The sequence below is a fragment of the Lentzea roselyniae genome (genome assembly GCF_039537795.1).
GTDB classification, from domain to species: Bacteria; Actinomycetota; Actinomycetes; order Mycobacteriales; family Pseudonocardiaceae; genus Lentzea; species Lentzea atacamensis.
Genome location: NZ_BAABBE010000011.1, coordinates 1 through 19,930, shown reverse-complemented (window position 1 = coordinate 19,930; position 19,930 = coordinate 1). Strand labels below are relative to the sequence as shown.

The window sequence follows — 19,930 nt, the reverse complement described above, 5'->3', positions numbered from 1 at the left end:
CCGATGACCGACCGGGTGCTAGCCATCGACGGCGGGAACAGCAAAACCGCTGTGCTGCTGGTCGACGCGGACGGCAGGGTGCTGGCGCAGGTGCGCGGCCCCGGCGCCCCGCCGCAGACCGTGGGCATGAAGCGCGGACTGGACGTGTTCGAAAGCCTGGCACGCGAAGCCGCAGCACAAGCGGGCCTGTCCCCCGACGAGCCGATCGCCACGCACACAGCCGCCTACCTGGCCGGGGCCGACCTGCCCCGCGAGGAGGAGGACCTGACGCGAGCGATCTCCGAACGAGGCTGGTCCCCTTCCGTAGTGGTCGGCAACGACACCTTCGCCCTCCTCCGCTCCGGCACAGCCTCCGGTGTAGGCGTGGCCGTGGTGTGCGGCGCGGGCATCAACGCAGTCGGCGTGGCAGCAGACGGCCGCACCCACCGCTTCCCGGCCCTGGGCCCGATCTCCGGCGACTGGGGCGGCGGCGGCCACCTGGGCGAACAAGCCCTCTGGCTGGCAGTCCGAGCCGAAGACGGCCGAGGCAAGCCAACCGAGCTCCTCCCAGCCCTCCTGGAACACTACGGCGAGACCTCAATCGCCGACGTGGTCGAAAAACTCCACTTCGAAGAAGTGAAGTTCGACCCGCACGCCCTCTGCCCGATCCTCTTCAAGGTCGCCGGCCACGGCGACCCGGTGGCCCAGTCCATCGTCGACCGCCTGATCGAGGAAATCGTTCTCCTGTCAACGGTGTCACTGCGCAAGCTCGACCTGGTGGACGAGGCCGTGGACGTCGTACTGGGCGGCGGCGTGATGACCGGCACGGGCGAAACAGTCCTGGCCCCGGTCCGCAGGCAAATCCTGGACGTGGCCCCTCTGGCCCAGGTCCGGGTGGTCGACCTCCCCCCAGTGGTAGGCGCCGCACTGCTGGGCCTGGACACCATCGGTGCCTCGCCGGGCGCAGAGCTGAGGCTGCGCTCGGCCTACGACGACCACCTGCCGGCCACAACGTCCACCCTGGACGTGGCGGCCAGCGGGTGACAGACCCCGTCTCAGGGGGTAGATCGGCGGCGGCGCCCCCTGAGACGGTCCCAACCCCACTGCTCGGGGCAGACAGGCGGCGGCGTCCCGAGCAGTGGCCCAACCCCTTTCCGAGGGGGAGCTGATCGGCGGCGGCGCTCCCCTTCGGAAAGGTCCCACGGCCCCCGCAGCGACGTCACGCGCCGACGTCGCTGCGGGGGTTTTCCTTTGGGGTACACAAGTCCTCGCGCGGCACGCGCCACATCTCGCGAAGGCGAGCCGACCGCGAGGCCGAAGGCGAGCTCAAGCGAAGGCGAAGCCGAGCATGGCACGCCTGTTGCGTTGGGCGCGGTCAGATTGGCGGGGTCCGGAACCGACAACGCAACCGGGGGACGACCCACCCAACCGGCGCGCAAACGCCGGAACGGCGGCCCCCAAGATCAGGGCTCAACCACAACAGACGACGAAGGCGAACCAGACACAGCCGAAGACGACAACGAAGGCAACGAAACCGAAGGCACCACAGTCGTCCCCACCACACTCACCCGAGGTTCCTCCCGCTCAACCTCCGGCGTGACAACAGGATTCGAATGCGGCGGCGAAGTAACCACAGGCCGCCCAGACGGCCGCCCCGACGGCGCCACCCGAACGGCGGAAGGCACAGGGGTGAACTCCATGGGCGGCTGATCCCCACCGATCTGAGCCAGCTCAGGCTCAACCGGAGCAGCATCAGACGGCCCAGGAACCGTCACAACCCCGGTGGACATCGCCAGCCCAGCAAGAACCCCAACTGTGACAAACGCGACACCCACCGAAACGGAGGGAAGCGGCAAACCAGAACGCACCCGCCAGAAGGTAGCGACCAAACAAGACGAATCCCCTGAATCCGCCTGCAGCGCCACTCGATAGCCCTCAAGCTTCCCTCTAACGAGTGGTAAAAGCATCGTCACCGAGAGCAAACAAATCCTACGATGCCGTAACCGGCGGTGGCGTAACCAGCGGTTGGTTGTGCATGCTAACCAGTCGCCTGCGAACGGGAGTCGCAGACGAAGCAAGCAACCAGGGCAAGGCAGGGCGGCACAGGGGCCGACGCAGGGCAGGCACGGGCCAGCACAGGGGCCGACGCCAGGCCGAGCCAGGCAGGCAGCGGAAGCCAGTCAGGCAAGACCAGCGCAGGGCCCCGGCAGGCCGAGCCAGAGCCAGACAAAGCAGGGGAAGTCGCGTTAGGTGAGGGGATGTTGTGCTGCTGCGATGGAACAGTCTCGTGTCCCTGGGGGACAGCTTCACCGAGGGCATGGACGATCCAGGCCCAGGAGACACCTACGTCGGCTGGGCAGACCGCCTGGCCGCGATGATGGCCGAGACGGCACCGGAGTTCAGGTACGCCAACTTCGCGATCAGAGGCAAGATGCTGCAGGAGATCGTCGACGAGCAGGTGCCGCTCGCGATCTCGCTCGAACCGGACCTGGTGACGTTCTGCGGGGGCGGCAACGACATCCTGGTCCCGAACAGCGACCCGGACGCACTGGCCGAGGTCTACGAGGTGGCCGTGGCCGATCTCAGGGCGGCGGGCTGCGACGTCGTGATCTTCACCGGCTTCGACACCCGGGCCACGCCGCTCCTCAGGAGCCTCAGGGGCAAGGTCGCCATCTACAACACGCACCTGTGGTCGATCGCCGAGCGCTACCACTGCCGCATGGTCGACCTCTGGTCGATGCACGTGCTGCACGACCGTCGCGCATGGAGCGAGGACAGGCTGCACCTCTCGCCGGAAGGCCACCAGCGGGTCGCGCTCAAGGCCGCCGAGGTGCTCGGGCTGGCGGACGACGACGCGTGGAACGAGCCGTGGCCAACGCTGGAGCAGGCGGACTGGGTCACCCAGCGCAAGGCGGACCTCAAATGGGCGCGCGAGCACGTGGTGCCGTGGATCGGCAGGCAGCTGCGGGGCGAGTCGATGGGCGACGGACTGGCGCCGAAGCGGCCGGAGCTGTTGCCGCTGGCGCGGTGCACCGAAGAGAACTACCAATGACAAGAGCGGCCCGACCGGCACTCTCCCCCGAATGCCGGTCGGGCCCTCTCACCGCAGGCGCCTTACCCCCTCGGTAATCCCCCACTCGGCGGCCTGCACATCCAACATCCCATGTTTTGGGACCAGACGACTAAACACCCGCTAAACCTCGGACGACAGCGAGTCCAAAGCGGCCCGCACCTCGACCGCGCGGGCCGAGTTGACCTGCGAGTACAGCCGCAGTGCCTCGGTCAATTCCGCTGCCGCAGCAACCCATTCCGCCCGCCGGAGCAGCACGCCGCCGAGCACCTGCCGGCCGAAACCCTCCAGGTAGGTCACTTCGGCGACGGCGGCCTGGTCGACGACCTGGCGTGCCAACGACTCCGCCTCGTCCAGTGAACCGGCTTCCAGGTGCAGCTCGGCCAGGTTCGCCAGGCCGCGGATCAACGCGACCTGGTCGCCGGAGCGCCGGTAGACCTCGACGGCGTGAGCCTGGTGCTGCAGCGCCACGTCGAGACGTCCGCGGGCCTGTTCGACCTGCGCCACGTTGTTCAGGCCGTGGCCCTCGCCGACGACGTCACCGGACTGCTGCGCGAGCTGCACCGACTCCCAGAAGTGCAGCAACGCCTCGTCGTGGTGCTGGAGCCGGAACAGGATGTCCGCGAGCTGGGCGAGTGTCAGCACCAGGTACTGGCGCTCACCGAGCTCGGTCGCGAGCCGGTGCGCGCGGCGGGCGTCGGGCAGCAGGACAGGGCGTCCCAGTCTCGCGTTCGTCGTGTAGGTCGTGTCCAGCATCAGGATCTGGCCGAGGCGGCTCCCCGTCACCTCGGCCGCGGCCAGGCCGAACCCGACCAGGGCGGCCCACTCCCCCGTGAGTGCGCGCGCGGTCGCGTAGTGGTGCAACAGCCTCACCAGCTGCCACACCTGGTCGTGCAGGCCCGATTCGGCGGCCGCGTGCACGACCGCCACGATGTTGGGCCACTCCTGGTCGAACCAGTCGATCGGGTCGCCGAACGCCGGCAGCGCGGTGGAACCGTTGTCCCCCAACGCGAAGTCCAGGCCGTCCCTGGCAGGCCGGATGGCGCGGCGGACGTGGTCGCACGCGACGAGGTAGTAGTTCACCAGGCGCCGCAACGAGTCCAGGTCCGGGCGGCTCCCTTCCTGCACGTACAGGCGCACCAGCTCGTGCATCGTGAAGCCGTCCGGCCACGGCTCGGCCAGCAGGTTCACCCCGACCAGCTGGGTCAGCCGGTCGCGGGCCGAGTCGACGTGCGTCCTGGTCAGCGCGGCCACGGCGTGCGAGGACATCCAGCGGCCGGGCGCCATGCCGACGGACTTGAACACCTCGCCGAGCTCGGACGGCAGGACGCGGGTCGACAGGTCGAGCGCCCGCGACACCCCCACGCCTGCCTCAGGTAGGTCCAACCCACGCAACCGGTGCCCGTCGTCGGCCAGCTCCCCCACCAGCTCGTCGATCGTCCACTCCGGACTGATCACGAGCTTGGCCGCGGCCACCCGCAACGCCAGCGGCAGCCCTCCGCACAGCTCCGCGAGCTTGCGGGACGCCGCCGGGTCCTCCGACGACAACGGCTTGCCCAGCACGTCGTCCACCAGCTCGCGCGCGGCCTCGTCGTCCAGCGGGCCGAGCTTGCGGACGCGGGCGCTGTTCGTGACGACCAGCCGTTCCATCTTGCGGCGCGACGTCACCAGCACCACCGAGCCCGACCCCGGCGGCAGCAACGGCTGCACCTGCTCGAAGCCCGTCGCGTCGTCCAGCACCACCAGCACGCGGCGGCGGTTCAGCAGCGACCGGTAGAGCCCGACGCGGTCCTCCACCGCGACCGGCACGCCGTCCGCCGGTACGCCCAGCGCCACCAGGAACCTGGTCAGCACCTCGCCGGGTTCGGTGTCGCCGAGCGACGCGAACAGCACGCCGTGCTGGAACAGCTCGGAGTTCTCGTGACCCCACGTGATCGCGAGCGCGCTCTTGCCGACACCGGGGGCGCCGGTCAGCACGGCCACGGTCGTGCCCAGCAGGTTCCTGGACGCGCAGACGTTGTCCAGCCACGCCTTGTCGTCGTCACGGCCGAACAACCGCGAAGCTGCGGCGGGCAGAAGTGCCGGCGCCACGATCCCCGCACGGGGTGCGACGGGACGTGACTCGACCGCTCCGATCAGGCTCAGCGCCGGGTCGTCGCGCAGCACCTGCTCCTGCAGCAACCTCAGCTGCGGGCCGGGGTCGATGCCGAGCTCCTCGCTCGCACGACGCTGGAACCGTTGGTACACCTCCAGAGCATCGGCACGCTGCCCGGACCGGTACAGCGCGCGCATGCTGTGCGCGACCAGGCGTTCCCGGTACGGGTACTCGGTGCACAGCCCTCGCAGCTCCCCCACGAGCTCCAGGTGGCGGCCCAGTTCGAGCTCGGCGTCGATGCGTTCCTCCAACGCCGACAGCCGCAGCTCTTCGAGATCTGAGGTCATCGGGTCACCCGGTACGTCAGCGAGCACCGGCCCGCGCCACAGACCCAACGCCTCGCGCAGCAGACCCGCACGGATGGCGGCGGGCTTGCCGCGGGAGGACGCCACGAGCTGCCGGGCGCGGTGCAGGTCGAGACGCCACGGGTCCACGGTCAGCTGGTACCCGGTCGGCGTGGTGCGGATGACGGCCGAACCCGTCGGGTCGGCCTCTTCCAGCAGCTTGCGCAACCGCGAGACGTAACCGTGCACGATCGTTCGCGCTGTGGCCGGCGGCGAGTCCGTCCACAGCGCGTCGACGATCTGGTCGATCGAGACGGGTCGGTTCGCCTCGACGACCAGCATGGCCAGCAGTCCGCGCATGCCGCGGCGGCCCAGCTGGATCAGCCGGCCGTCCGCGAGCACCTGGAGTGGACCGAGCACGCCGAACTCGAGTCCGGTTTTGCTCCGCATGCCCCTCCCTCACGCCCGCTGACCTCGTCACTTCAACAGGTGTGCGAGCCGGGGTCTCAGATACAAGTGCGGTTCAAGTTCGCGGGACGCTACTGTTCATCCGTGCCGCGAGATCGTGACTCCGTGGTTGACCGCGGCGCCGGGTGCCTCCTCGGCGGCGCTCTCGGTGATGCGCTCGGCGCGCCGGTGCAGTACCTCGGCTGGGCCGACATCCAGCGCGAACACGGCGCCGAAGGTGTGCTCGCACCACCGAAGCCCGCGCTCTTCACCGACGACACCCAGCTGACGCTCTTCACCGCCGACGGCTACCTGCGCGCCTGGGTGCGCGGGAAGCACACCGGCCAGTGGGAGCCGTCGGAGATGGTGTGGCACAGCTACCGGCGCTGGTTGATCACCCAGCAGCAACCGGCCCCCGAGCGGGGCGCGGTGGGACTGCTCGCAGACGAACGGCTGTACGAGAGCCGTTCGCCGGGTTTGACGTGCCTGCGCGCACTCGCCTCGGAAACCATGTCGACACCGCAGAACCCGCACAACGAGTCGTCCGGCTGCAACGGTGTCACCCGCACCGCGCCCGCCGGCTTCGCGCCGTCCGCAGCGATCGCGTACGACCTGGGCTGCCGGTTCGCGGCGATCACCCACGGCGGCACCGGTGGCTGGGTGTCCGGCGGTGCGCTGGCGTTGCTGATCCACCTGCTCGCGGTGAAGGGCAGGCCGTTGCGCGAGGCGATCGACCAGGTCATCGGCCGGGTGCTGCGCGACGACACGTACACGGCCACGGTGCTCACTCGCGCCGTGGTGCTGGCGGAGGAGCACGACGGCCAGTCGTCCGTGCGCGTCGATCGGCTCGGCAGCGGCTGGACCGGTCCGGAGGCGCTGGCGATAGCGGTCTACACCGTGCTGACGCATCCGAAGCCGGTGCAGTTCGTGGACGCGATGCGGGCTGCTGCCAACCACTCCGGTGGCAGCGACGCGACGGCGGCGTTGACGGGCAACGTGCTCGGCGCGCTGCACGGCACGGAAGCGCTGCCCCGCGACTGGCTGAGCGGCCTCGAGCTGGTGGACGTCCTCGACGAGATGGGCCGCGACCTCGGCCGGTCCGCGGTCAACCTCGAGTTCGACGAGAGCAAGTACGTATGAGCACGCTGCCGCTGATCACCGTTGCGGGAGAACAGGAACAGCCCACGGGGAGCGCTCCCGAATTCGCTCGTCCGCGGGCTGTTCCGCACGAGTAGTTGGTCGACAGCAAGCCGGGTCTTGCCCCGAGCGCGAGCTCCGATCCAGCTCTTGATCAACGAAATCCGTGCCCCGGAGTCAAGGCTCCGTTGGGCGGGCATGTTAACAGATGTGTACCGGAAGTCCAGGACTGGAGAACACTCGACGATCTTCATCGACGATGAAGACCTCGCAGTCCTCCTGTGCGGCCGCCCACTCGATCCCGTCCCTGCCCAGCGCAAACGCTGCTGTGGCAGTGGTATCGGCGATCGCGAGATCCTCGGCGAAAACCGTGACCGACAGAATTCCGGTGACGGGCTGACCGGTACGGCCGTCCAGGATGTGCTGACCGCGTTCGTACAACGCTGACGTGGCAACGGCTCCGTCCCGCACACCGAGCACGACGCAGAGCTGGTCGGCGATGTCGGGATGGCGAACGCCCACACGCCAAGGCTTTCCCGGTTCCGGCTCACCGGCCGTGACGACGTCGCCGCCCGCGTTCACGCAGTACGTCGACGCGCCGCCCTCGCGCAGGATGTCGGCGGCGCGCTGCACGGCCCAGCCCTTCACCACCGCGCACGGGTCGAGGCCGCGTCCCGGCACGTTGGCCGTGAACGCGCCGCCCGTCGACTCCTCGTACCAGTCGCACAGCGAGAGCACCTCGACCAGGTCCGGGGTGAGCTCATCCCTGGTGAGCTCACCCCGGTCCAGTCTGGACACTTCACTGTCCGGCTTGAACGGTGAGAACTGGGCGTCCGCCTCCCTCAACCACGCGAACGCCCGCTCGGCCAGTGCGGCGTCCCCGTCACGCAGGTCCACCGAGATCGGCAGGCCCATGACGTGCTCGACGCGCCGCGCGGACATCTACTGAGCCCCGTCGATGGCGGCCTGCAGCGACTGCTTGTAGCCCTCGGAGGTCGCGGTCGCGCCGGACACCGTGTCGATGTCCGCGCTCTGCGCCTTGAGCGCCGACTCGCGCAGCAACGGCAGCGCCATCCTGGTCGGGTTGCTGTTCGGTGCCCGCAACGCCTTGACGTCGGTGATCTTGGTGCCCTGGAACGTGACCTGGACCTGCACGGTGCCTTCTGAGGTGTTCACCGCCGGACCGGACACGGTCCTGGCCTGGACCTGCTGCTGTTGCTGCGGCTGGGTGGCCGGCGCGGATCCGGTCGCCTTGGGGGCGGAACCTGTCGTCTTCGGCGCGGAACCGGTGGTCTTGGGCGCGGCCTGGGTCTGCTGCGGGGTTTCCGGCGCGGCGACCTCGGTGAGCTCGCCCTCGTGCGCGGCACCCGGCGAGTACAGCCACACCGGCACCAGGCCGGCCACGCTCAGCGCCAGAACGGGAATTGCCCTCTTCACGTCGTCGAACCCTCTCAGTTGGCCAGCGCGAAGCGCTCGGCGTGGACCTGGTTGCTGGGCACTCCCAGTTCGGAAAGGCTCTGCACCACGGCGTTGGTCATGCCGTTCGGGCCGCAGATGAAGACGTCGCGCTCCTCCACGTCCGGCACCAGCGCGACGATGTTGTCCGGACCGAGCAACGGGCCGTTCGCCGTGATGGTCTTCGAGGAGCCGGTGACCAGGCGCAGCACCGCGCCCTTGGCCCTGGCGAGGCCTTCGATCTCGTGCAGCAGCACGGCTTCACGCGGGTCGGTCACCCGGTACAGCACCACGACGTGGCCCTTGATCTCCTCCAGCAGCGCGCGGATCGGCGTGATGCCGACACCGCCCGCGACGAGGAGCGCGTTGGGCTTAATCTGGTGCATGGTCGTGAAGGCGCCGTACGGACCCTCGGCGAACACGCGGGTGCCGACCGCGATGTTGCGGATGTCCGCGCTGCCTTCGCCCAGAGCCTTCGCGGTGAGCCGCAGGTACTTGCCGTTCGGTGCCGCGGACAGCGAGAACGGGTTGGCCTGCCACCAGCGGTCCTTGGTGAGGAAGCGCCACAGGAAGAACTGCCCGGCCTTGGCACCCAGCCGGTCGAGGTCCCTGCCCTCGATGTAGACCGAGACCACGTTGTGCGCCTCCGGCACGACCGCGGCGACCCGGAACTGGTGGCGCCAGTTGCGCCAGAACGGGAGCACCAGCCGTCCGATCACGACTGCCCCGATGGCGAACGCCCAGAGACCCCACCAGTAGCCGGTGGCGAGCGCGGACTTGCGGAACGTGCTGCCGACCGCGATCTGGTGCGTGAACGCGAGGAAGATCGCGATGTAGGTGTACAGGTGGATGAAGTGCCAGGTCTCGTAGGCCAGCTTGCGCCGCGCGAACCGGGCGGAGACCACGCCGACGACCATGATGATCGCCCACGCCACCAGCGCGCGGAGGATGCCCTCCAGCTCGGTGGCCTGGCGGACGATCTCGGCGACCGGCCCGTCGGCGCCGGCGTTGCCGAACGCGATGAAGGTCAGGTGGCCGACGAGCATCCAGAAGATCGTGAAGCCGACCCAGCGGTGCCACGAGGTGAGCTTGTCCATGCCCAGCCGGCGGTCGAGCCAGGGCAGCCTCGCGACGAGCAGCAGCTGGAACGCCATCGCGAGCGCGCCGTAGAGACCGGTCAGCCTGCCGAAGTTGACCAGCTTGTTCGACCCGACACCCGCAGCGTTGAACAGGTAGGTCACGAACGCCGCGTTGGCCAGGAGGAACACGTAGAGGCCGGCTTTGGCCAGCACCTTGTGCGGCGTCGCACGACCGGCCGCGGCCGGTCGCACGGGTTGCTGCAGGGTGGTCGTCACGGCGAGCTCCTCGGTCAGGCGGTCGGGTCGGTCGTTCTCGATCCTTGGCTCCCGAGCTGTGCACCCGCTTTGCACGGGCTGTCGACTTCCTGTCGATCGAGCGAGGGGGCCATCAGGTGACGCACCATGAGCACGTGGACAAGGGGAACTCGGTTCGATTGCTCGTCGTGGACGATGAGCCGCACATCGCTGACCTGGTCGCGACGGTCGCCCGGTACGAGGGCTGGCAGGCCGCGACAGCGCTCAACGGCGAGGACGCGCTCAGAGAGGCAGCCGAGTTCCAGCCGGACATCGTCGTGCTCGACCTCATGCTGCCTGACCTGGACGGATTCACCGTTCTCGATCGGATGCGGGCGGCCGGCGCGATGGTCCCGGTGGTGTTTTTGACGGCTCGTGACGGCACCGCGGACCGTGTGGCGGGTCTCACTCGCGGCGGCGACGACTACCTCGTGAAGCCGTTCTCGGTCGAGGAGCTGATGGCCCGGCTCCGTGCCGTGCTGCGCCGCTCGACGGGTCCGTCGTGGAAGCGTTCCGTGTTGAAGGTGTCCGACCTCGTGATGGACGAGGACACGCGAGAGGTCCGTCGTGGCGGCAAGCTCGTGACGCTGACGCCGACGGAGTACGAGCTGCTCAGGTACCTGATGCGCCGCTCACCGGCCGTGCTGACCAAGGCCCAGATCCTCGACCACGTGTGGGAGTACGACTTCGGCGGCCGCTCGAACGTGGTCGAGCTCGTGATCTCCCACCTGCGCCGCAAGCTCGACGACGGCCGCGAGCCGTTGATCCACACCGTGCGCGGTGTGGGGTACGTGCTCCGCCGAGCAGCCGAATGAAGCCCCTCAGCCAATGGCGCCTGGGTACGCGTCTCGCCCTCGGTCTCGGTGCACTGGCCCTCGCGGTGTTCCTCGTCGTCGGCACGATCCTGGTCGTCTCGATGCAGTCGTTCCTGGACACCCAGCTCGACAAGCAGATGCAGATCAGCCAGACGAACGCCGCCGACGAGGTGCGGTACCACGAGGACGTCACCAAGATCCCGCAAGGCTGGTACTCGGTCGTCTACAAGGTCGAGAACGGCGAGCTCCGGCCGAAGGGCGGTGAAGCGCCGAAGGACCGCGAGGAGATGGACGACCTGGCCAAGAAGGCGCTCACCACCGAGGTGATGAGCACCGACTACCTGCGCGACGAGGGGAAGTTCAGGCTGCGCGCGTGCCCGATCGTCAACAACGAGATCGTGCTGGTCAGCGCCGCCCCGATGCAGGACCTCGACAACACGTTCCGGCAGCTCGTCACGGTCTGCGTGATCGCATTCGTGCTCGCGTTGGTCGGCCTCGTCGTCGGCGGCAAGGCACTGCTGCGCAAGGGCCTGCGCCCGTTGTCGGACATGGCGAACACCGCGCACGACATCGCCTCGCACGACCTGACCGACTCTTCCCGCCTGGCGGTGCGCGCGGACAGCAACGGCGGCGGCGTCGAGGTCGACGAGCTGCGAGAGGCGTTCAACAAGATGCTCGCGCACATCGACACCTCTCTGGCCGCACGCACGGTGGCAGAGCAACGGCTGCGGCGGTTCATCGCCGACGCGTCGCACGAGCTGCGCACGCCGTTGACGTCGTTGCGCGGCTACGCGGACCTCTTCCGGTACGCGGCGGCCAACGAGCCGGGCGAACGCGAGAAGCACCTGGAGAAGCTGCGCTCGGAGGCGGCGCGGATGAGCGTGCTGCTCGACGACCTGCTGTTGCTGGCACGCCTGGACTCCGCGGAGTCCGAACCGCCGCTGCGTCCGGAGGAGCTGGACCTGGCGGTGATCGCCGAGGCCGCGGCAGACGCGTTCCGCGCGGCCCGTCCATCGCACTCGTTGGAGGTCGACGCCGACACGGTGACCATGCGCGCGGACGCAACCCGGCTGCGGCAGGTCCTCGACAACCTGCTGACCAACGCCGCGGTGCACACGCCTGCCGGGACGTCGGTGTCGTTGCAGGTCACGGCATCGGACGGCTGGGCGGTGGTGAAGGTGAGCGACACCGGGCCCGGCATCGCGGACGCCGACCAGGAGCGGATCTTCGACAGGTTCTACCGCGTGGACGACTCGCGAACCCGCCAGCGCGGTGGCAGCGGCCTCGGTCTCGCCGTGGTGCAGTCGCTGGTGCAGGCCCACGGAGGCACGATCGAGCTGACCAGCAGGCCGGGGTCGACGGTGTTCACGATCCGTCTCCCCCGGCGGCTGTAGTCACTCCGCCTGCGAGCTCGTCGCCCAGAGGTCGATCCCGGACTCGACGGCGTACTTGTCGATCTCGGCGAGCTCGTCGTCGGTCAGCGGCGGCGCCTGCAGTGCCGCGAGGTTCTGCTCCAGCTGCCCGACCGACGAGGCGCCGATCAACGCCGACGTGACGCGCGGGTCGCGGATCGTCCACGTCAGCGCGAGCTGGGCCAGCGACTGGCCACGCGACTTCGCGATGTCGTTCAGCGCACGGATGCGGCTGAGGTTCTCCTCGGTCAGCAGGCTCGTCGACAGCGACTTGCCCTGCGCCGCACGGGAGCCCGCCGGCACGCCGTCGAGGTAGCGGTCCGTCAGCATGCCCTGCGCGAGCGGCGAGAACGCGATGCAGCCCGCGCCGACCTCCTCCAGCGCGTCCAGCAGCTCCGGCTCGATCCAGCGGTTGAGCATCGAGTACGACGGCTGGTGGATCAGCAACGGCACACCGGCGCTCCGCAGCAGCTCGGCCGCCTCACGCGTCTTGGTCGGCGAGTAGGACGAGATGCCCACGTAGAGCGCCTTGCCCTGCTGCACCGCGGACACGAGCGCACCCATCGTCTCCTCGAGCGGCGTCTCCGGGTCGAACCGGTGCGAGTAGAAGATGTCCACGTAGTCGAGGCCCATCCGGGTCAGCGACTGGTCGAGCGAGCTCAGCAGGTACTTGCGGCTGCCCCACTCCCCGTACGGCCCCGGCCACATGTCGTAGCCGGCCTTGGTCGAAATGACGAGCTCGTCGCGGTACGGCCTGAGATCATCCTTCAGGATCTGCCCGAACGTGATCTCCGCCGAACCGTACGGCGGGCCGTAGTTGTTGGCGAGGTCGAAGTGCGTGACACCGAGGTCGAACGCCCGCCGCGCGATGCCGCGGCCCAGCTCGTACGGCCGGTCACCGCCGAAGTTGTGCCACAGACCGAGCGAGATGGCAGGCAGCTTGAGACCGCTGCGGCCCGTCCGCCGGTACGTCATCTGGTCGTAGCGCGCGCTATCCGCGAGGTAGGACATGGTGCCCACAATGTCACGTCCTAGTGAGACAGAGCAGGACATGAAACGGGCCGCCGAGGCGGGCGAAGTCTTCGACCTCTCGCGGCGCGGTGACAACACGCTGAGCGCGAAGTCGATCCGTGACCTGTTGCGCTCGGGCACCGTCGATCCGCGCGGGCTCCTGGTGGTCGGCGCACGCGTCACCGGCTCGTTCAACCTCAACTTCATCAGCACCTCGACGCCCTTGCAACTGGCCGATTGCGTGTTCGATGAACCACTCTCCATGCACGACACCGAACTTCCCGCCCTGTCACTCCACGGGTCCACGTTTCCGGAGCTGAACGCCGAGAACCTCCGCACCCGCTACCTCATGCTGGAAGACGCCCGCTGCACCGGGATCCTCGATCTGGAGAACGCCCGCATCGACGGCTCGCTGCTGCTAGCCGGCGCCACCGCGATGCCGCTGTTCGGTTCCGGTCTGCACGTGAGGGGCAACGTCGAGGCCGACCGGTTGTTCGCCAGCCGCGTCTGGCTCGACGGGTGCGACGTCGGCGGCCACGTGGACCTGACCGAGGCGGCCGTCGTGGCCGAGTCGGGCATGGCCTTCATCGCCACCAACGCGAAGGTCGGTGGCGACCTCCTGCTCAACAGAGCCGTCGTCAAGGCCGACGGCGGGGCGGTGGTGCTGACCGACGCCACCGGTCGCGGCCTGCAGATGAACGGAGCGGTGCTGCGTAGCGCCACGAGCTCGGCCCTCTGCCTCGACGGCGCGCACTTCACGCAGGAGGTGCAGCTCAAAGACGGCTTCGACGCTCGGGCGAGAGGTGACGGCGATGCGGTTCGCATGGTCGACACGCGCATCGGTGCCGGGCTCATCCTCAGCGGTTCGGCCCGCGCCGACCACGGCAAGGCCCTGGTGCTGCACCGGACCGCGGTCGGTGCGAGCATCACGATCACCGACGCCGAGATTGAGACGACCAACCAGCGCGCCGCCGTGGATCTCACCGACGCGGTGGTGCACGGCGAGTTCTTCTTCCGCCCCAAGAAGCTGACCAACCACGGCACCGGCGACGAGCTCGAGCTCTCCGGCACGAAGGTGGCCAACACGCTCCTCATCTACGAGTCGAAGCTCATGAAGGCCGAGATCTTCACCGTGACGCTGGACGGGCTGACCTATCCGAACCCACCGGTGGACACCGACGTGTGGCTCACGATGCTGCGCGAGCACACGCTTCAGTACGAAGCCCAGCCGTACCAGCAGCTCGCCGCCGTCCACCGCGCCGCCGGACACGAACACACCGCCCGCAAGGTCCTGATCGCGCAACAGAAGGACCTGCGGCACCGCGGCGACCCCGGCAACAAGCTCTGGCACTGGTTCCTCGGCGTCACGCTCGGCTACGGCTACAAACCCTCCAGAGCGGTCGCCGGACTGCTCGCCACGTTCCTGCTCGCGCTCTGTCTCGTGTGGACAGCGGGCGCCCACAACGGCTTGTCACCGGCCAAAGATCGCCCAGCTGACGCCTGTTCACCGGTGAACAGAATCAGTCTTGCGGCGGATCTCGCGATCCCGCTCGTCAAGTTCGGCGGCTCACCGAGGTGCGAACTGGCGAACGGACCAGCCGGGCAGTGGGCGACCGGAGCAGGGTGGGTGGTGCAGATCCTGGGGTGGTCGTTCGCCACGCTGAGTGTCGCGGGCTTTACCGGACTCGTCCGCAAAAGCTGACGAACTGTCACGTCTGAATGAGACGAGGGCCCGCCCACCTGGGCGAACCCTCGTTGGACAAGAGCCGGCGAGGGGAATCGAACCCCTAACCTTTCGCTTACAAGGCGAGTGCTCTGCCAATTGAGCTACGCCGGCCTGGCTCGTGTTCGCGAACATGGTAAGCGTCCGTTGCGGTTGCTACCTGCGGCGAACGGTCTGCTCTCAGTGTGATCGGATTGCTCCGGTCGGAGTCAGGCCAACCAACTGAGTGGATCAAAGCGCCGGAGGGGCCGCCTTGACCAGGTCAGGAGGGTAACCAACGGACAGTGATCATGTCCTCCTTTTCGGGTCGCCCGATCGGAGGTGGCAGACGCCACAGCAACAGTCGAAGGACTCCGCACGATCACACGACGGAGGTGCACGAGATTTCCACGAACAACCTGCACGGCCCCTCGCTTCCCGACGACACCACTGTTCACCTGGTACTCGATCTCGCCCTGAAGATCGGCGAGGTGCAAATGGCCAGTGGAGCGGGTGCGGCAGACGTAACTGCGACGATTCTCTCGGTCACCGAGAGCTATGGACTTCCGCACACCGAAGTCGACGTGATCTACACCTCAATCAGCGTGTCTTGTCATCGCGGAACTGACGCTCCACCGATCACTGCGGTACGGGTCGTCCGGCAACGCAGTCTCGACTACACGCGACTGGCCGCCGTCGAGCACCTCGTGCGCAATCTCGGGCCGATCGAGGACGCGCACGCGCAGCTCGAGGACATCACCAACGCCAAGCACCCGTACCCGCGCTGGGTCGCCACCGCCGCCTGGGCCGGCATGGCCGCGGCCGTCGCGTTCCTCGTCGGCGGCGGGCTGCAGCTCGCGCTCACCGCCGCGATCGTCACCGCCCTGATCGACCGGGTCGGCCGGATCCTCAACCGCCGTGCGCTGCCGTTCTTCTTCCAGCAACTCGTCGGCGGTGCACTCGCCACGGGTGCTGCGCTGACCGTCTTCGCGACGAAGCTGCTGCCCGACGTCCGGCCCAGCCTGCTCGTCGCCGTCGGGATCGTCGTCCTGCTGTCCGGGCTCGCACTGGTGAGCACCGTCCAGGACGCGATCTCCGGCTACAACGTCACCGCCGCCGGCCGCACGGTCGAGACCGTGCTGCTCAGCGCCGGCCTCATCGCGGGCGTCGCGATCGCGATCCGCACGGCCGTCCACTTCGGACTGGAAATCCGGCTCACCGACCCGTTGCCGCCGCTGATCTCCGCGGTGCCGATGCAGTTCGCGGCCGGCGCGGCGACAAGTGCGTTCTTCGCACTCGCCTGCTACGCCCGGCCCCGCGCGCTCGTCGCCGCCGCCATCTCCGGCGCGATCGGCACCGCCTCCTACGGCCTCGTCACGAGCTTCGGCCTCGACGTGCTGCTCGGGTCCGCGGTGGCCGCTGCGATCACCGGGTTCGGCGGCGCGACGATGACCCGCCGGCTCCGCATCCCGACGCTCGTCGTCGTGCAGGCGGGAGTCGTTCCGCTGCTGCCCGGCTGGACCACCTACCGGGGGTTGTTCCAGCTCACCGCGGAGGGTGATCCGGCCGGTCTGAGCACGCTGGTGTTCGCGAGTGGTATTGCTCTCGCCCTGGCCGGAGGGGTGGTGTTCGGCGAGTACCTGGCTCAACCGGTGCGCACCGGACTCGGCCGTTTGGAGCGCAAGTTCGCTGGTCCGCGCATGTCCGGGCCTCTCAAACCCACCAAGCGTCGGTTGGAGTGAACGTGGCTGTGACGGGGGTTACACGACACGCCTCGGACACGTGTCCGCACTAGCCTCAGAAATGTGAGCATGGACATTGGCGAGAACGGGGCGGAATTCGTAGTCGTGGCCAACCGGCTCCCGGTTGACCTGGAGCGCTTGCCCGACGGGACAGAACGGTGGAAGCACAGCCCTGGCGGGTTGGTGAGTGCGCTTGAACCATTTCTCCGCTCACACAGCGGCGCCTGGGTCGGCTGGCCCGGTGTGGCCGACGCGGACGTGGCGCCGTTCGAGGACGACGGCCTGCTGCTGCACCCCGTCCAGCTGTCCGCGAAGGACGTCGAGGACTACTACGAGGGTTTCTCCAACGGCACGCTCTGGCCGCTCTACCACGACGTCGTCGCGCAGCCCGCGTTCCACCGGCACTGGTGGAACGCCTACCGGCAGGTCAACCAGCGGTTCGCCGACGCGACCGCGAAGATCGCCGCGCAGGGCGCGACCGTGTGGGTGCAGGACTACCAGCTGCAGCTCGTCCCGGCGATGCTGCGCGAGCAGCGACCCGACCTGAAGATCGGTTTCTTCCTGCACATCCCGTTCCCGCCGGTCGAGCTGTTCATGCAGCTCCCGTGGCGCACGGAGATCATCCGCGGCCTGCTCGGCGCCGACCTCGTGGGCTTCCACCGGCCCGGCGGCGCGCAGAACTTCCTCTGGCTGGCCCGCCGCCTCGTCGGCCTGGAGCCCAGCCGCGGCACCGTCGGTGTCAGGACCCGGCCAGGTGTCGTGCAGGTCGGCGACCGCACGGTGCGCGTCGGCGCGTTCCCGATCTCGATCGACAGCGCTGGTCTCGACGCGGTGGCGCGGCGCAAGGAGACGCAGGCCCGCGCGAGGCAGATTCGAGAGGATCTCGGCAACCCCAAGCGCATCCTGCTCGGTGTGGACCGTCTCGACTACACGAAGGGCATCGACGTCCGGATCCGCGCTCTGTACGAGCTGATCGCGGACGGACGCGTGGACCCGGAGGACGTCACGATGGTCCAGCTCGCGACGCCGAGCAGGGAACGGGTCGACCACTACAAGACGATGCGCCAGGACATCGAGCAGTCGGTCGGCCGGATCAACGGCGAGTTCGGACGGGTCGGCAAACCCGTCGTGCACTACCTCCACCAGTCGGTCAACCGCGAGGAGCTCGTCGCGTTCATGAGCGCGGCGGACGTCATGGTCGTCACGCCGGTTCGTGACGGTATGAACCTCGTGTGCAAGGAGTACGTGGCCTGCCGATATGATCTTGGTGGAGCTCTGGTGCTCAGCGAGTTCGCCGGCGCTGCCGCAGAACTGACCAGTGCGTTCCTGGTGAACCCCCATGATCTGGACGGTGTCAAGAACGCACTGCAGGCCGCCCTCGACATCGATCCCGCTGAAGGCCGCCGTAGGATGCGCGCGCTGCGCCGCCAAGTCCTCACCCACGACGTTGACCGCTGGGCAAGGTCGTTCCTGGAGGCGTTGGGCACGCAGACCTCGGTCTGAATCCTTTCAGATCCCATGACCCATCGAGTGCTCCAGGAGGGGCGTTGACCGCCGAGGCCCTCCCCGCCGACCTGCGGCGAGCGATCTGTCAGCTCGCCCGCACCCCGCGACTGCTGGTCGCCAGCGACTACGACGGAACACTCGCGCCGATCGTGAGCGACCCGGAGCAGGCCCGCCCGCTCCCGGAGTCGGTGAACGCGCTGCGTTCTCTCGCGAGCCTGCACGAGACCACTTCAGCAGTGATCTCCGGTCGCGCGCTGCGCGACCTCGCCACACTCTCCCGCCTGCCGGGAGAGGTTCACCTGGTCGGCTCGCACGGCTCCGAGTTCGACGTCGGCTTCGTCCACGCGCTGGACGCGAACGCCAAGGCGTTGCTGCGCCGCATCGAAGCCGACCTCGAAGAGATCGTCGACGGCCACGAGGGCGTGCACCTCGAGGTCAAGCCCGCCTCCGTCGCCGTGCACGTGCGGCGCGCGGAAGCGTCGGTCGGCGAGTCCGTGCTGGACGCCGTCCGCTCCGGCCCGTGCACCTGGGAAGGTGTGCAGGTCACCGAGGGCAAGGCCGTGATCGAGCTCGCGGTCGTCGAGACCGACAAGGGCCACGCCCTCGACATCCTTCGTCACCAGGTCGGCGCCACCGCGGCGATCTTCCTGGGCGACGACGTGACGGACGAGAAGGCCTTCGCGCGCCTGCACGGCCCCGACCTGGGCATCCGGGTCGGCGCCGGTGAGTCGCTCGCCCAGCATTACGTGAACGACCCCTCCGACGTCGCGACGGTGCTCGCGTTCCTGCTGGAGGAGCGCCGGGCGTGGCTGCACGGCGACCAGGCCGTGCCAATCGAGCGGCTGACCATGCTCGCCAACGAGCGTTCGGTCGCGCTGGTCACGCCGGACGCGAAGGTCAACTGGCTGTGCCACCCGGAGCCCGACTCGGCCGCGATCTTCGCGGACCTGCTGGGCGGACCGGCGGCCGGCCACTTCTCGATCAAGCCGGAGCACGGGTCGCTGCCACTGGGCCAGCGCTACCTGCCGGGCACGATGATCGTGGAGACCCGCTGGTCGCGACTCCTGGTGACGGACTACCTGGAGCACGACCTCGCCTCGCACCGCACCGACCTGATCCGCCGGATCTCCGGCTCGACCAACGCGGTGATCACGTTCGCGCCGCGGCCCGAGTTCGGCCAGGTGCCGGTGCGGTTCCTGCGCGAACGCGACGGTCTGCGCGTGGTCGGCACCTCGGACCCGATGGTGCTGCGTTCGCCGGGCGTCGACTGGGAGATCACCTCCGACGGCGTGCAGGAGACCGCACGTGCGGTCGTGCGGCCGCGCGAGGGTGCGCCGGTGTTGCTGGAACTGCGTTGCGGCACCGACGACCTCTCCGAGCACGCGTTGCCGGAAGCCGTCCGGCGTGACCGTGCGGCCGGCTACTGGTCGGACTGGGCGGCAGGGCTCAAGCTCCCGCCCGTGCAGACGGACCTGGTGCTGCGCTCGGCGCTGACGCTGCGCGGCCTGGTGCACAAGGAGTCCGGTTCGATCATGGCGGCGGCCACCACGTCGCTGCCGGAGGAGCTGGGCGGTGTCCGCAACTGGGACTACCGCTACTGCTGGCTGCGTGACGGCGCGATGACCGCGGCGGCACTGGTGTCGGTGGGCTCCTTCGCGGAGGCCGACGGCTTCCTGGCGTGGCTGCACGGCGTGCTGGAGACCATCCCCGGCCCGGAGCGCCTGCACCCGCTGTACACGTTGCACGGCACGCAGCTCGGCGCCGAGGCCGTGATCGACACGCTGCCGGGCTACGCGGGTTCGCGTCCGGTGCGCGTCGGCAACCTCGCGAACCAGCAGGTGC

Annotated in this window: 14 protein-coding genes and 1 tRNA gene; 9 read left to right on the top strand and 6 right to left on the bottom strand. The window is 68.8% G+C overall.

From position 1 onward, the window contains the following. The first annotated feature begins 3 nt into the window (after nucleotides 1-3). Both ABFX45_RS20650 and ABFX45_RS20645 read left to right on the top strand, forming a co-directional pair. Nucleotides 4-1,023, top strand: coding sequence for an N-acetylglucosamine kinase (locus ABFX45_RS20650; protein WP_109633091.1), 1,020 nt, complete (start codon nucleotides 4-6; stop codon nucleotides 1,021-1,023). Nucleotides 1,024-2,266: 1,243 nt separating this feature from the next. After that, nucleotides 2,267-3,031: an SGNH/GDSL hydrolase family protein gene (locus ABFX45_RS20645; RefSeq protein ID WP_346131711.1), complete on the top strand. Its 765-nt coding sequence runs from the start codon at nucleotides 2,267-2,269 to the stop codon at nucleotides 3,029-3,031. A 141-nt stretch (nucleotides 3,032-3,172) separates the two neighbouring features. On the opposite strand, the gene ABFX45_RS20640 is transcribed toward ABFX45_RS20645, so the two are convergent. Then, the gene (locus tag ABFX45_RS20640; protein ID WP_346131710.1) at nucleotides 3,173-5,938 is read right to left on the bottom strand and encodes an AfsR/SARP family transcriptional regulator; all 2,766 of its coding nucleotides are present in this window, start codon (nucleotides 5,936-5,938) and stop codon (nucleotides 3,173-3,175) included. Between the two features lie 123 nt (nucleotides 5,939-6,061). Between ABFX45_RS20640 and ABFX45_RS20635 the strand changes: the two genes are divergently transcribed. Continuing rightward, a complete protein-coding gene (locus tag ABFX45_RS20635; protein ID WP_233439170.1) occupies nucleotides 6,062-7,075 on the top strand; it encodes an ADP-ribosylglycohydrolase family protein in 1,014 nt (337 codons plus the stop codon). Between the two features lie 198 nt (nucleotides 7,076-7,273). On the opposite strand, the gene ABFX45_RS20630 is transcribed toward ABFX45_RS20635, so the two are convergent. The 3 genes from ABFX45_RS20630 to ABFX45_RS20620 are packed head-to-tail and all read right to left on the bottom strand — an operon-like array spanning nucleotide 7,274 to nucleotide 9,882. Next, nucleotides 7,274-8,014 (bottom strand): FAD:protein FMN transferase, encoded by a 741-nt coding sequence (locus tag ABFX45_RS20630; RefSeq protein ID WP_346131709.1) that lies wholly within the window; start codon nucleotides 8,012-8,014, stop codon nucleotides 7,274-7,276. Continuing rightward, nucleotides 8,015-8,509: an FMN-binding protein gene (locus ABFX45_RS20625; protein WP_346131708.1), complete on the bottom strand. Its 495-nt coding sequence runs from the start codon at nucleotides 8,507-8,509 to the stop codon at nucleotides 8,015-8,017. A 14-nt stretch (nucleotides 8,510-8,523) separates the two neighbouring features. Further along, nucleotides 8,524-9,882, bottom strand: coding sequence for a ferredoxin reductase family protein (locus ABFX45_RS20620; RefSeq protein ID WP_428834175.1), 1,359 nt, complete (start codon nucleotides 9,880-9,882; stop codon nucleotides 8,524-8,526). A 134-nt stretch (nucleotides 9,883-10,016) separates the two neighbouring features. Between ABFX45_RS20620 and ABFX45_RS20615 the strand changes: the two genes are divergently transcribed. Further along, the gene (locus ABFX45_RS20615; protein ID WP_198680521.1) at nucleotides 10,017-10,715 is read left to right on the top strand and encodes a response regulator transcription factor; all 699 of its coding nucleotides are present in this window, start codon (nucleotides 10,017-10,019) and stop codon (nucleotides 10,713-10,715) included. Then, nucleotides 10,712-12,109 (top strand): sensor histidine kinase, encoded by a 1,398-nt coding sequence (locus tag ABFX45_RS20610; protein WP_346131707.1) that lies wholly within the window; start codon nucleotides 10,712-10,714, stop codon nucleotides 12,107-12,109. The genes ABFX45_RS20615 and ABFX45_RS20610 overlap by 4 nt, the downstream gene beginning before the upstream one ends. Here the strand turns inward: ABFX45_RS20610 and mgrA are convergent, their stop codons facing one another. After that, nucleotides 12,110-13,138: an L-glyceraldehyde 3-phosphate reductase gene (gene mgrA, locus ABFX45_RS20605; RefSeq protein WP_346131706.1), complete on the bottom strand. Its 1,029-nt coding sequence runs from the start codon at nucleotides 13,136-13,138 to the stop codon at nucleotides 12,110-12,112. It abuts the gene before it with no gap. 10 nt (nucleotides 13,139-13,148) lie between these two features. On the opposite strand from mgrA, the gene ABFX45_RS20600 reads away from it, so the two are divergent. After that, a complete protein-coding gene (locus ABFX45_RS20600) occupies nucleotides 13,149-14,840 on the top strand; it encodes a hypothetical protein (RefSeq protein ID WP_346131705.1) in 1,692 nt (563 codons plus the stop codon). Nucleotides 14,841-14,902: 62 nt separating this feature from the next. Here the strand turns inward: ABFX45_RS20600 and ABFX45_RS20595 are convergent. After that, nucleotides 14,903-14,975, bottom strand: a tRNA-Thr gene (locus ABFX45_RS20595). A gap of 260 nt (nucleotides 14,976-15,235) precedes the next feature. On the opposite strand from ABFX45_RS20595, the gene ABFX45_RS20590 reads away from it, so the two are divergent. The 3 genes from ABFX45_RS20590 to otsB form a co-directional block, all read left to right on the top strand. After that, on the top strand, nucleotides 15,236-16,582 hold the full coding sequence (locus ABFX45_RS20590; protein WP_233439169.1) for a threonine/serine exporter family protein: 1,347 nt from the start codon (nucleotides 15,236-15,238) through the stop codon (nucleotides 16,580-16,582). A gap of 69 nt (nucleotides 16,583-16,651) precedes the next feature. Next, nucleotides 16,652-18,085: an alpha,alpha-trehalose-phosphate synthase (UDP-forming) gene (locus ABFX45_RS20585; protein ID WP_109631344.1), complete on the top strand. Its 1,434-nt coding sequence runs from the start codon at nucleotides 16,652-16,654 to the stop codon at nucleotides 18,083-18,085. A 44-nt stretch (nucleotides 18,086-18,129) separates the two neighbouring features. Then, nucleotides 18,130-19,930 (top strand): trehalose-phosphatase (gene otsB, locus ABFX45_RS20580; RefSeq protein ID WP_346131704.1); only part of this gene is annotated, 1,801 nt, incomplete at its 3' end.

Excerpts from the sequence above, each read along its gene's own strand:
- ABFX45_RS20585 (WP_109631344.1), top strand. The coding sequence starts at position 16,652 with ATGGACATTGGCGAGAACGGGGCGGAATTCGTAGTCGTGGCCAACCGG.
- ABFX45_RS20610 (WP_346131707.1), top strand. The coding sequence starts at position 10,712 with ATGAAGCCCCTCAGCCAATGGCGCCTGGGTACGCGTCTCGCCCTCGGT.
- mgrA (WP_346131706.1), bottom strand. The coding sequence starts at position 13,138 with ATGTCCTACCTCGCGGATAGCGCGCGCTACGACCAGATGACGTACCGG.
- ABFX45_RS20650 (WP_109633091.1), top strand. The coding sequence starts at position 4 with ATGACCGACCGGGTGCTAGCCATCGACGGCGGGAACAGCAAAACCGCT.
- ABFX45_RS20600 (WP_346131705.1), top strand. The coding sequence starts at position 13,149 with ATGTCACGTCCTAGTGAGACAGAGCAGGACATGAAACGGGCCGCCGAG.
- ABFX45_RS20640 (WP_346131710.1), bottom strand. The coding sequence starts at position 5,938 with ATGCGGAGCAAAACCGGACTCGAGTTCGGCGTGCTCGGTCCACTCCAG.
- ABFX45_RS20630 (WP_346131709.1), bottom strand. The coding sequence starts at position 8,014 with ATGTCCGCGCGGCGCGTCGAGCACGTCATGGGCCTGCCGATCTCGGTG.